The sequence below is a fragment of the Nonomuraea sp. MTCD27 genome, assembly GCF_041950495.1.
Classification (GTDB): Bacteria; Actinomycetota; Actinomycetes; order Streptosporangiales; family Streptosporangiaceae; genus Nonomuraea.
The window spans coordinates 65,388-77,223 of record NZ_JBGNUW010000037.1; the positions used below are offsets into that span (position 1 = coordinate 65,388).

7 protein-coding genes and 1 pseudogene are annotated in these 11,836 nt (G+C 60.4%); 2 read left to right on the forward strand and 6 right to left on the reverse strand.

Translation table 11 applies throughout. From position 1 onward, the window contains the following. Position 1: 1 nt before the first annotated feature. From ACBJ59_RS58080 to ACBJ59_RS58105, 6 genes and pseudogenes are all read right to left on the reverse strand, one after another. A complete protein-coding gene (locus ACBJ59_RS58080; protein WP_375118557.1) occupies positions 2 to 511 on the reverse strand; it encodes a DNA phosphorothioation-associated protein 4 in 510 nt (169 codons plus the stop codon). After that, the gene (locus ACBJ59_RS58085) at positions 511 to 2,586 is read right to left on the reverse strand and encodes an AAA family ATPase (protein ID WP_375118558.1); all 2,076 of its coding nucleotides are present in this window, start codon (positions 2,584 to 2,586) and stop codon (positions 511 to 513) included. The genes ACBJ59_RS58080 and ACBJ59_RS58085 overlap by 1 nt, the downstream gene beginning before the upstream one ends. Before the next feature lie 188 nt (positions 2,587 to 2,774). Beyond that, a complete protein-coding gene (locus ACBJ59_RS58090) occupies positions 2,775 to 4,913 on the reverse strand; it encodes a DEAD/DEAH box helicase family protein (RefSeq protein ID WP_375118559.1) in 2,139 nt (712 codons plus the stop codon). A gap of 402 nt (positions 4,914 to 5,315) precedes the next feature. After that, the gene (locus ACBJ59_RS58095; RefSeq protein WP_375118560.1) at positions 5,316 to 6,146 is read right to left on the reverse strand and encodes an HNH endonuclease; all 831 of its coding nucleotides are present in this window, start codon (positions 6,144 to 6,146) and stop codon (positions 5,316 to 5,318) included. Then, entirely contained in the window at positions 6,146 to 7,687 is a 1,542-nt protein-coding gene (locus ACBJ59_RS58100; protein WP_375118561.1) for an AAA family ATPase, read from the reverse strand. The genes ACBJ59_RS58095 and ACBJ59_RS58100 overlap by 1 nt, the downstream gene beginning before the upstream one ends. Positions 7,688 to 8,365: 678 nt before the next feature. Continuing rightward, positions 8,366 to 9,168, reverse strand: a pseudogene (locus ACBJ59_RS58105) (transposase family protein). Positions 9,169 to 9,456: 288 nt separating this feature from the next. Here ACBJ59_RS58105 and ACBJ59_RS58110 point away from each other — a divergent pair. Together ACBJ59_RS58110 and fxsT are read left to right on the forward strand one after the other, a co-directional pair. Further along, positions 9,457 to 9,894 (forward strand): hypothetical protein, encoded by a 438-nt coding sequence (locus ACBJ59_RS58110; protein ID WP_375118562.1) that lies wholly within the window; start codon positions 9,457 to 9,459, stop codon positions 9,892 to 9,894. 3 nt (positions 9,895 to 9,897) lie between these two features. Continuing rightward, a partial coding sequence (gene fxsT / locus ACBJ59_RS58115; RefSeq protein ID WP_375118563.1) for an FxSxx-COOH system tetratricopeptide repeat protein occupies positions 9,898 to 11,836 on the forward strand: 1,939 nt, incomplete at its 3' end.

Genomic DNA, 11,836 nt, shown 5'->3' on the forward strand with positions numbered 1-11,836 from the left:
ACTAGAACTCTAGAGAGTCCGCTGCTGAGCTGAGGTCAATAGTCTCTCCTTCGGCAGCGGATCGACACAGACCTTGCACCAACCCGAGGATTACGTCAACCGGCGGCCGAGGGTCAGCGGCCAGTATCCTTCGCAGTACTTCCAGGCCTCCGTTTGCATATCTCTCGAAGATGTCCAGACGTTCGTCGAACCGGTCGGTGGCCAGGATCTCCGGGTCCCCGGACTCCACTGCAGCGATCATGTTAACGAGTAACTCCGTTCCCCTCCTGTTCGTTGCAACCTCCCAGCGGATCGGCTCCCCTCTAACACCCAGTGGAGCATTCCGGTCTTTGTGCCAGCCCAAGGCCGCTGCGAAGACTAGGACGTCGCGGTATTCCTGAAAAGGCCCTTGCTCAGTGAGCTGCTGCAGGAGATCGTCTTTGTCCTTCGGGCGGTTCAGCCGTCGTTGCGCCGCCTGTCCGCGCCCTGATCCAGTGAGCTCTTGACGGTTACCTTCCGAGTGAGTGGGCATCACGCCTCCAGGAGTTTCGCGCATTCGACGCCGTCAGATGCCAGGTCCACGTAAGGGTAGCTGCCAGATGGCAGCTCAATAGTTTCGGGGGAGACATCGGCCTTCGGAGTCATGTAGCGGATGACCCAAGACCGCCCGGTCCTGGGCCTCAGCACCTCCTCCGCCGGCCCAAGGCCTTGAGCCTTGGAGACGAAGATGACTACCTGCGGCGCCAGTAACGGCAAGCCACCGGCGACCTCCCGGCGTGGCGTTTCATCCAGGGTCCCGAATGGAGCATCCATTACGATGGGGAAAACGCCACCAGTGATCTTAAGCAGCGCCGAGCCAGTAGCCTGTGCCGCCTCATCATGGCGCTCGCGAGCAAGCGCTGCGAGCGCGCCTACAAACGACAGGCTGAGAATTTGGTTCTCTCCTGTAGATTTTGCCACCGGCAGGATTCCATCGCTACCACGCAGGGTAAGGCGGAAGTCTTCACTAAGTTCTGGACGGTAGGGCTTGTAGCTGATGGCAGAATAGATTTCGCGGATTCGGGCGTCTAGCTGCTCTCGAACATCTTGTGCCCGCAAGTCCCTAATCTGCCGGAAGAGCTGGCAAGCTCCATCGGCAACCTCGACACGACGTTTAGCTACCTCTGCCCGCTGTGACTGGACCTGTGCCCTCTTCAGTGCTCCCTTGCACTCCTCACATCGACGACCTACAGACTCAATTTCTCGACTGAGCCCGCCGATCTCCTGATTGACCCGGTCCCGATCACGGTTAACCTTCTGCCTTCGGGCTTCGACAGCCCGTACTTCTTCGCCGCCAAATCTCTCCAGCTTGCGGCTGATCTCGCTCAGCTCCTGCTCATAGCGATCGCTGTCTGCGCGGGCCACGGCAAGCTCACCGGTGAGGTGGCTAAGATTCCGAGCAAGGGCATCTCGTTCATGCCGAAAATCATCAGCGTAGGCGCTGATACGGGTCCAAGCTTCCTCTACGTCAGCCAGCCCCACACGTCGGCGCCATTCGGTGACATAGCGGTGCGGCTCACTGCCTGCCAGCAGCTGCGTACCGCAGATACACTCTCCTGACTCAAGGAGATCCTCTACGAACTGGCGCTTCATTGGAGTAGGGATCTCCCGTTTCGTCCGCAGCTCGCCAAACATCCCCGCTGCCTGATCAGTAAGCGACTCGGTAAATGCGAGGAACCCCCTGTCGTTGATTGTTTCAGCGATGAGCTCACGCAGAGACCGAAGTCTGGTCTTGGCCTCCTGGAAAGCTGCGTCGGCACGGTCGCGATCTTCCTGCAGCAAGCGCGCTTCTTCCAGAGAGCGGAGCTTGCTATCAATCTCTTGGAGCTCGGCGTCTAGCGCAGCTATATTCCGCCGTTGCGTGACAAGTTGCTCTTCGAGTTGTTCGCCTCTTGCCTCGAGGTTGTCGATCTCGTCGGTCAGTCGGGATATCTCGGGGGTGCCCACCTGACGCAATTCCTGTTCGAGCCGCCTGCGGGCTTCCGGCAAATGCCGGATGGCGCGCTCGACTACCTCCAAGCCCAGGAGCGTCTTGATAGCTCCCTCAATCTTTTCATAGGCGTTTGGGTCGACGAGGCGCTCAATCCGCTCACCGTTGAAGAGGAAGAACTGATGCAGCCGCTCAGGTAAGATGCGGTCGATTGCGTCGTTGGGATTACGCTGCACATGGTTCCGGCCGCCCTCATCGGTGTAGGTCAGCGAAACGTCATCTTCAGGGTTGTTGACCCTCTCTCGTCGCCCTGTATGGTCCTGGCGCTCTGTGACCCGCCGCTGGAGCAGGTACCGTGAGCGCTCATGCTCAAACTCCAGCGTTACACTTGCTGACCGTTCAACACCCGGCGGGGCGCTGGCCATGAAATGGTCATTGACCAGACGCTCCGGCTGCTCGAAATCTGGAGTAAAGCTGTTGTAAAGCACCCAGGTTAATGCGTTGAGAAGAGTGGTCTTGCCTGTGCCGGTAGCGCCGTATACCACAGTGACATTTTCCTGGGTATCGAATGCGAACTCGAGATCTTGGGTGCCGAGGAACTGGCGAAAGTCCTGGAGGACGAGGCGAAGAAGCTTCATGTCACGATCCTCTTGACAACATCGGTGATGTCCTCGACAATGCCACGCGGTCGACTGAGGTAGAGTTTGTCCTCTTCCAAGCGGAGTACCTCTCCAGCGACTGCCTTCACCTCAGCAGAGACGTCGCGGAAAATGGCCTGTTGTTCCTCGTTGCTATTAGTCATCTTGCTCCCTGATGAGCGAGATCGCTAGATCCCCAGCAGCTCATAGCGGCGACGCAGTTCCAGCAGGCGCCCGATCGCCTCGGGGCCATTCGTGGCTGCGTCGGCCAGCTCCACAACCCGCAGCAGTTCACGACCGACAAGCCGACGCTCAACCTGCCAAACCTTCCGGTCCGAGGATACCTCTGGAGGGGCCACGATGAAGTCGTATAGATCGGCCCGCTCCTTACCAGGTGAACGACGCAGGAGGCGCCCACGCCTCTGAATGAACTGGCGCGGGTTAGTGGTACTAGCGAGGATGAAGCCGCATCTGGCCTCCGGGATGTCGATCCCTTCATCGAGACAGCGTATGGCAACCAATGCCTGCAGGTCTCCAGAAGCGAATCGTCGCCGGCGTTCGTCGCGCTCCTGCGAGGTTGTGAGGTGCGTGTAGGTATTGGCTCGCATACCCAGCTCTCTGCCAAGAACGTGCACAACTGCATCGACCTGGCTCACACCACCGTTGGCTACGCCAGAGTCGGCGCAGTACACGAGGTTGTGGCTTGTATGCCTGAGAGGTTTGATGAGGCGCCGCAGAACCTCGATCTTGCCTTCTGCCCGGCCAGTCAGGCGGGCACGTTGAAACAATGCCATCTGTAGAGGGCCTTGCGCCGCCTCGGGGATGAGTTCATCATCTTTGGCTGCCAGCCGGGCGATACGTTGAGTCAGTGACAGGTACGCTTCCTGTTCGTCACTGGTGAGAGAGACGAGGATCGGGTAGTAGCGGTACGGGACAAGGGCGTGCGCCGCGATAGCCTGCGCGAGAGTGTAAGCGAACACAGTCGTACCGAAGTAGGCGAAGACCTGCGAAGTTCCCTCCGGATCGAAGTGACGCTCTGGCGTAGCGGACAGGCCCAGGCGGTAGGCCGCGCTCTCTGGTAGTGCACGGTTCAGGGTCGGGGCTCCAAGATTGTGAACCTCGTCGCCGATGAGCAACAGGTCTCCCCGGTACGACCGCAAGTGCGCCTGGAATGAGTCGCCTGCAAACGTCTGGTTAGTAGCCACCGCAAGGACGAACGGGATCTCCTGAGCGCTCGCTGCTGCGAGCGCTGTCCCGAGCGTCGACATCCACCTAGCACGTCCCCCGGAGCACCGAATAGCCCGGATTCCGAATTCCGCCGCAGCGCCGGCCCACTGCTCCACCAAGTGTTGGAATGGACACACCACCACCACAGCCAGCGCACGGCCATGATCAGCCAAGCGTCGGTAAGCATGGGCTGTTGCTACCAAGGCAGCAAACGTTTTGCCGGTGCCCGTTGCCATCTCCCATACGCCGCGGCCGTTGGCAGCGAACCAGCTTCGCACGGCATCCTGCTGATACTCACGCAGGCGGAGACCATCAGGAAGCCTCGGGATACCGAAAGGCGCTCTCTCACTGGCTGTGTACGCAACATCATCTAGCTCTTCCCGGCCCGCAACATCATCTAGCTCTTCCCGGCCTCGTATCAGGCGCCGGCTCGGCTTATATCGTTCGACGATCTGGTTGCTGATGTCCTGAGGAAAGTCTGAGACTAGAAGGCCTGGAGTCTGGTTGCTCCAGAGTGCTTCGAAGCCGTCGGCCCATCTATGGGCTCTCGCTGCGTCTTCGGGAAGCCAAGAGCGGAACACTTCAAGAGCTTCAAAATTGGCGAGCAGACCACCGACAGATTCATTGGCGGATCCGGTGAACACGACCATGTCATCCACCTCGTCAGCGAAGATTCCAACCTTTTCGTGATATACACCGAGATGATTCTCACCCTCCACCAAAGCAATCTTGACATCTAGCCGCTCCTCAGCAATCAACCACGCCAGAAATTGCAGACGTCGGCGAACCGGATCAGGTATCTCAATGGGAAGTGCTCTCCGCAGCGCCCGCTGGACAACGTCATGACGGCTGTCATAACCCTCCTGGATAGCCTTCACGTCCTCATCCGTCAGGTGTGGAGAGGCAACCAGTCGCATCCGGCCTTCCCGGCTGACAAAGGCCCGAAGCCCGCGGGCCGCTGCAGCTAGTGACGTACTGGTGAAGTAGCCGACCGCCCGGTCATACCGACACGCCTGGGCGAGGCAGGGCTCGTAGAAATCGTACGCAAGACGATGACGATCGCTTCGATAGTACGGTTCGAGACCGAGTTCACGCAGCATGGGTAACCCCTAGGTTCGCATTGCACTTGCTGCGTCGTCTGTCACAGCCTGCCGGTATCAATTGGCGATGATTTATTGCGGACGCCGAGTGGGCACAACGGGCATCCGATGGATTCCTACAGTTGGACGCCGTTGCAGACTTTGCCTGCATCCACTCTCTCCGATCCTGACAATCCACCGACGCCTGTCCGGCGCGGACTGGCGCCGGATATGTCGTCTACCAGAACGCGTGAATGACCAAACTCTTATCTTCCGATGACGGACGTCCATACCGCTATCTTCCACGACTACGACTTACCAGTCATAGTGGGCCATCTAAATGGGTAACACCGCAAATGAACTTGGCGCAGCAGATATCCGCCCCATATTCCTTAAGCGCCGATCGCATTAGACTCTCCAATACTATTCGAGCTTGAAACCAGTATCGCAATACCAGGAACTTTCGGCCATGGCTTCATAAAGTGCGGTCTGCCAGCTATTAAGCCTATGATCCTTTCTACTTTTCGCCTCCTCCTCCAGATAGAACTGAACAGATGCTGCCCCGCCCTTAGTGTGCAGATTTATCAATCTCAGTCTTATATCACTCAAAACGTGGGCCGCTTGAGCAGCATATAGGGCTCGCAGGTCGAACAACTTGAAATGCCGGTGTACTCGGTGGACCAGCTTATAGGGCCATGAAGCTGGAGCTTTCACAAAGAAGTCTACCGCAGCAGGAACGACCCTCTCAACGCTGGCATACAGCCAGCGATCCTGTTCTACATTGTCAAAGTATGGGTGAAGAGACGACACAACGGCATCTAGCTTGGCCTTATTGCAGTCAGTGCATGAAGGGATCAAATTGGCAGGGTTTACTGTTAACGCCGCGTGGTGTGCTTTTGGCAAGTAGTGATCAAGCGTCATTACTTGTCGATGGCCGCAAAGTGGACACCTACCGTTCCTTGCAGCGCCCCGTATCGTGTTATAGAGCGACCTAGCGGCTGATCTGTGGGGGACCATTTTGCGGTCATAGAGCCAGGACATCTCCCTGACTGTCACGTTGGATAGATCAAATTGAGATACATGCAAACCATCAAGGGTCCCGTCTGCGCCTGCCTGCCTATATATGTCGTCTGCACTACCAATCTCGGGCTCGACTTGTTCTAGGCGACTTTTGAGGTCCTGATCCCTGATAGAGCTACGGCACATCCGGTACGCCTCTATTGCCGTGCAAGTTGGGAGAGCTATATGCCACATCAGAATCGTTCTCGATCGCCGCGGGTGAGAAGTAGCGATTGCAGCAAGGCCCTAGCCTCACTCCCCAGGCTCCCCTGGAACTCCTGCACTATTTCAGCATATGAGCTACCTGGCCGAATTCCTTCCGCAAGCATTCTATGGAACCCCGACTTCGTAACCTCAAGCCCAAACGCCTCCTGTGTAAGCACCCCGACGTTTTCACCGAAGGTTTCTATTTCTGGGCGGTCGGCATAGACCTCATTCCCATACCGTCTCAGTTTCCAAACACATTTTCGGGGAACTTCTTGCAGCACCACAGGAGAGTGGGTGGCTATTATCGCAGCGCCGTTGCGATCAATAAGCAGGTCGGAGAGCGCTCGGATAAACGCCGACAGTAAAGGAGGATGCAAATGGGATTCGGGCTCATCCACGAGCACTAATGACCGTTCCTCAAGTGTTTCCACTAAACGAGTAATCGTCAGGAGCACAATCTTATGACCCGAGCTCAAGACGCGGAACAAATCTCGCGCATCAGCTTTAATCTCCTCGTCGCCCGCGTCAGAATCTGCGAGTCCGGCTATTTGCGCATCAGCAAAGATGGGGTCACTCTGGAGCATTTCGAGTGCCCGACGCCAACGTGCCATGCGCGCTTGCTGTAAGCACGCTGTGACGCTCGTCCCAAATTCTTGAGCTAGAGCCGACGCATCTTTCAAGGAATTAGCTTTGGCCGTTGAGGATCTCGCGACTCGTTTCAGGCCAATATATCTGTAAAGTATTCCCCTTGAGCGGTCTTGCGAGTTACTCACTGGTCGAAACTCGTCGAAGGCGCTAAAGGCAACTGATACCACATTTGCGAATAGGTTCTCGGGCGGCCCATTTGAAAGACCAGATTCGATTTTACCGGCAGCGGTATCAGTGCCTTGAGATACTAGAATGAGCGCAATATTGTTCAACAGATGTGACTTGCCAGCACCATTTGGCCCTATTACCACATGGACGTTCGTGGGCGGTTGAGACTCTGGTTCAACCTCAAATGATAGACTCAAAGGCTCATCTACCTGCTCTTCCCTATCCTGCGGGTAGATGTATCTGAAGCTGAACTGCGATAGCCGCGCACCCCCTAAGGCCATTCTGTGAAACTGGTTCAGGACCGTGGACACGGAGACGAACCTTAGAAGCGATTTTCCTGTGACTGTTTCATGTCTTGCCCGCCGAAAAAGCTCGAGGTTCAGAGCCATATCGTTCAAGGCGCCGAGCACAGCGAGGCGAATCTCGGAACCGAGCTTATTGAGATTCTCATAATAGGAATCGTCCTGACCTAACGAAAAGAAGTCGCTAGCCAGATTAGTAAACGAATCGGGAGGACTCACCCAGCCTTCTTCCCCTATCCCAAAGCGTCCAATCTTAACGTTTCCTATCGCATGAAGTGCACCGTCAGCGTCCCGGTAGCTCAAGAAGTATTGCGTTTTGAAGCGGTAGTCGTCCCATCTATCCCTGATAAGGAATGCTGTTTCGAGTGTGGCCGGCAACGAGGTGCGTGATTCGACGGTCCAGAACCTCATGGTTAGCTCCTTGTTGCCTTCGGAGGCGGAGAGGAACGACTGCTGAGCCAAGACTACGCTGGAGGGCCCCAAAACAGCTTGGCCGGTTCGCGTTCCCATCTGGTGTAGTGACGAGACCCCGTGCCGCCCAACGACTAGACGCTTGCCGATCAATACGGCGACGGTCAAGGCCGGGGCCAACTACGACGGCAACCGTCTCATCGGCATCAGCGATCCAGGCCTGCGCCCTACGACACGTCCTCGGGTGCAAAGACCTGCTCTAATGTCCTGGTGCGGGGCCAGTACAGCGACAGCCCTCTCTTTCGGAAGGTGCTCGAGGCCATCCAGCCCCCGCTCGGCAGCGATCAGACGTCCCCGTGCCTGACTGGACAGCCTGACCGCGGACTAATCGGCGTCTCGACGACGCACACGGCACGATCATCTCAGCACCCCGCAAGGCCATGCCTATGTGTGAACCACCAGGCCCCATCGCATGCCTTCTTACACTTGCGGAATGCACCAAGCTCGCCGTGTCGACCGTTGGCGTGGGACATTGACGGGATGACCTTGGAGGTGGCTCGAGCTAGGCAAGGCGTTTTCGCAGCTCATGCTCACTGCGCCGAACGTACGGCCACCGCACTCCTACAGCGTGTGCTGTCTAGAGCTTCCACGCTGCGCCTCCCTGAACGTTTTTCATCCTCACGCCGCCTGCGCAACTCGGTGATTCTGCAGGACGGCGATGGCCTTGCACAGGTGGCCTACCTTGGACGGGCTGCAGCGTAGCTTCCGGAGGATCTTCCAGCTCTTCAGTTGGGCGTTCGCGCGCTCACCGGGGCCGCGGAGTCTGGCGTGGGAGCGGTTGGCCTGCTTCTGGGAGGCGGGTTTGTTCTTGCCTTTGTACGGGGTGCGGACCGGGCCTTCGGCTCCCTGGTAGGCCTTGTCGGCCAGGGTGATGATCCCGGCCTGCTCGAGTGCGCGCAGGATGCCCCAGATGCGGGCGGCGCTCAGGTCGTGGGTTCTGCCCGGCAGTGCCCCCGAGGTCCACAGGATCGTTCCGTCTGGTGCGGCGATGACCTGGATGTTCATGCCGTGCACGCGATGCTTGCCGGAGAAGTACGGCCGGTCGGCGGCGATCCGGTCGATGTGGATCAGGGTGCCGTTCAGCACTAGGTAGTGCAGGCCGTCGTGCTTGGCTCTGCGTAGCGTCTGGCCGAGCTTGGGCGAGCGCGCCGACAGCAGCATCACGGTCTCCTCCCCATACCGCCACGCGGTCGCAGTGGAGACTCCGAATCCGGCTCCGAGCTCGGGGAACGTCTCTCCCTTGCGCAGGTAGACCAGCACGAGCAGGGCTTGCTGTCCCGGGTTGAGCAGCCGCCATGTCGACCCGATCGTCTTGCGGTGCCGGCGGATGAGGCCGGCGACGTAGTAAGGGTTGAGCGCGACAAATCGACGGCAGCAAGCCCGCCGTCGATGTCGAACACCAGGACACCTTCACCAGTCATGTGCCGAGATTACGAGCCTCGCCCTCTCAGACTGGCCACCGATCGCTCCGCGTCCTTTACATTCACGCCCTCACATCAGCAGCCGATGCCCAGATCCGGCGCGGGCGGATATCAACGGACCCTTCGGCATCGCACGCAATCGGCTGCTCAGGCAAGACCCCGAAACCCCCGGTGTTGAGGGCACGTATTTCGCGTCTCGGCGGGCATGGCCGATGGTTGGCAGTTAGATTCGGGGCAGCGGAATGCGGGTGCATCGCTCGGGGGCGCGTGTGCGTGAGGGGCAGGTGCGTGAGCGTGGATGTGGCGGCGTTGGTGGCGGCGATCTCGCCGTGGGGGATGGCGGCGGTGGGGACGTACGGGGCGGCGGTGCTGGCCCGCGCACAGGAGGACGCGGCGGACGCGACAGTGGGCTGGGGGCGGAAGATCCTTCAGCGCGTGTTCGGGACCAACCCCGCCGAGGAGGTCCCCGAGGCGATCGCGGAGCTGGCCGAGGCTCCGGATGACGCCGATCTTCAGGCAGCTTTGCGGGTGCAGATCAGGAAGGCTCTCGCCGCCGATCCAGACCTGGCCGACGACGTACGCCGACTGCTGGAAGAGGCGGAGTCGGCCACAGGCGGCACCGGCTCCGGCACCACGGTGACCGCGACTTCGCGTGGAGTGGCGGCCGGGCGGGACATCACCGGATCGGTGGCCACGGGCGACAACTCGTCCATCACCAGGCGGTAGCCCATGACCCGCGACGCGGAACAGCAGGGCCAGGAGCGGCCCGGCGCCTCTGAGCGCGCGGTGATGGCGGAGCGGGACATCACCGGAAATGTGATCACCGGTGACGGGTCCTCGATCGACGCGCGGACTACTCATCTGCCGCCGGGCGGTCTACTCGCGCCGGGCCAGGTCGAGCTGGCCGCTCCGATCAGGTTTCTGCAGCCACCGCGGGCGGCGGAGTTCGTCGGGCGTGGCGAGGCGCTGGAGAAACTGGAGCGCATGCTGGCCGCAGAAGGCGAGCCGGTGATGATCCGCCAGCTGGTGCGCGGGATGGGCGGGGTGGGCAAGTCGGAGCTGGTCCGGCATTACGCCGCCGCACGTCAGAACCGCTACCCGGTGGCGTATTGGATCACGGCGGACTCGGCGGAGAACATCGAGAAGGAGTTCGCCGCGCTGGCGGCGGAGATCCACGCGCCCATCGCGCTGGCCGGCAACCTGACCGAGGCGGCCCAGTGGGCGCTCGGCTGGCTGCGCGCACACCCCGGGTGGCTCATCGTGCTGGACAACGTCGAAGACCCCAGCCATGTGCGGTCCTGGCTGGATCACCTGTCCACCGGCCATGTGCTGATCACCACCCGCCGGGACGTGCCCTGGCCGGGAACGCAGTCCGTGACCTTGAACGTCTTGGACGAGAGCCCGTCGGAGCACCTGATCGCCAAGGTCAGCGGGTACGAGCAGCCGGAGCATCACGCGGACGTGGCCGCGATCGCCGCCGAGCTGGGTTATCTGCCGCTGGCGCTGGAACAGGCCGCCGCCTACATCCGCCAATCCCGCAAGAGCCCCGGCCGCTACCTGGACCTGCTGCGCCGTCACCCGGCCCGGATGTATGCCAAGTCGGCGGCGGGCGGGACAGCCGAGCAGACCATGGCGCGGCTGTGGGACACCCACCTGCAGGCCATCCGCGAACGCGACGAGGCCGAGGGCCTGCAGGCGGAACACCTGCTGCGCACCCTGGCCTGCTACGCCCCGGACAACGTCCCCCGCACGCTTCTTCTGGGCGATGCCGACGATCCGGATCTCGATGACGCGCTAGAGCTTCTGGCCTCCTACAGCGTGATCATCCGCTTGTGCGAGGACGAGCGGGAGACGGTGAGCATGCACCGGCTCTTCCAAGCGGTGGTCTGCAACGGTCTGGACTACCACAACCCACGCACTCACGCTGCCCGTGAGGATGCCTTGACCCGTCTGGCTCAGGCCCTGCCCGCTGACCCGGATAGGAACGTGTCGGGATGGCCTGTCTGGCGTGATCTCCTCCCGCACATCGATGCGCTTGCGCGCCGCCATCGGGAAGGAACCGAACCGGAAGAACTCGGCAGGGTCCTCAACCAGGCCGCCGTCTTCTCCATCAGGCAAGGCCGGCATCTGTATGCCCAGGACCTCTGCAGTCGGGCCCTGGCGATCACCGACACCGCGCTTGGTCCCGACCACCCAAACGTGGCGATCCGGCTGGGGAATCTGGCGGCGAGCTTCCGCGCTCTTGGTCGTCCTGGTGAGGCGGTTCCGCTGGACGAGCGGGCCTTGGCCATCACCGAGGCCGCGTTCGGTTCCGACCACCCCAGCGTGGCCGTCTGGCTGGGGAATCTGGCGGCAAGCTACAGCGATCTGGGTCGTCCTGGTGAGGCGGTTCCGCTGCAGGAGCGGGCCTTGGCCATCACCGAAGCCGCGTTCGGCCCCGACCACCCCACCGTGGCCACTCTGCTGGGGAATCAGGCGGCAAGCTTCCACGCTCTCGGTCGTCCTGGTGAAGCAGTCCCGCTGCAGGAGCGAGCCTTGACCATCACCGAAGCCGCGTTCGGCCCCGACCACCCCACCGTGGCCACTCTGCTGGGGAATCAGGCGGCAAGCTTCCACGCTCTCGGTCGTCCTGGTGAAGCAGTCCCGCTGCAGGAGCGAGCCTTGACCA

Coding starts and splice junctions, on each gene's coding strand:
- ACBJ59_RS58085 (WP_375118558.1), bottom strand. CDS start 2,586: ATGAAGCTTCTTCGCCTCGTCCTCCAGGACTTTCGCCAGTTCCTCGGC.
- ACBJ59_RS58095 (WP_375118560.1), bottom strand. CDS start 6,146: ATGTGGCATATAGCTCTCCCAACTTGCACGGCAATAGAGGCGTACCGG.
- ACBJ59_RS58080 (WP_375118557.1), bottom strand. CDS start 511: ATGCCCACTCACTCGGAAGGTAACCGTCAAGAGCTCACTGGATCAGGG.
- ACBJ59_RS58090 (WP_375118559.1), bottom strand. CDS start 4,913: ATGCTGCGTGAACTCGGTCTCGAACCGTACTATCGAAGCGATCGTCAT.
- ACBJ59_RS58100 (WP_375118561.1), bottom strand. CDS start 7,687: ATGAGGTTCTGGACCGTCGAATCACGCACCTCGTTGCCGGCCACACTC.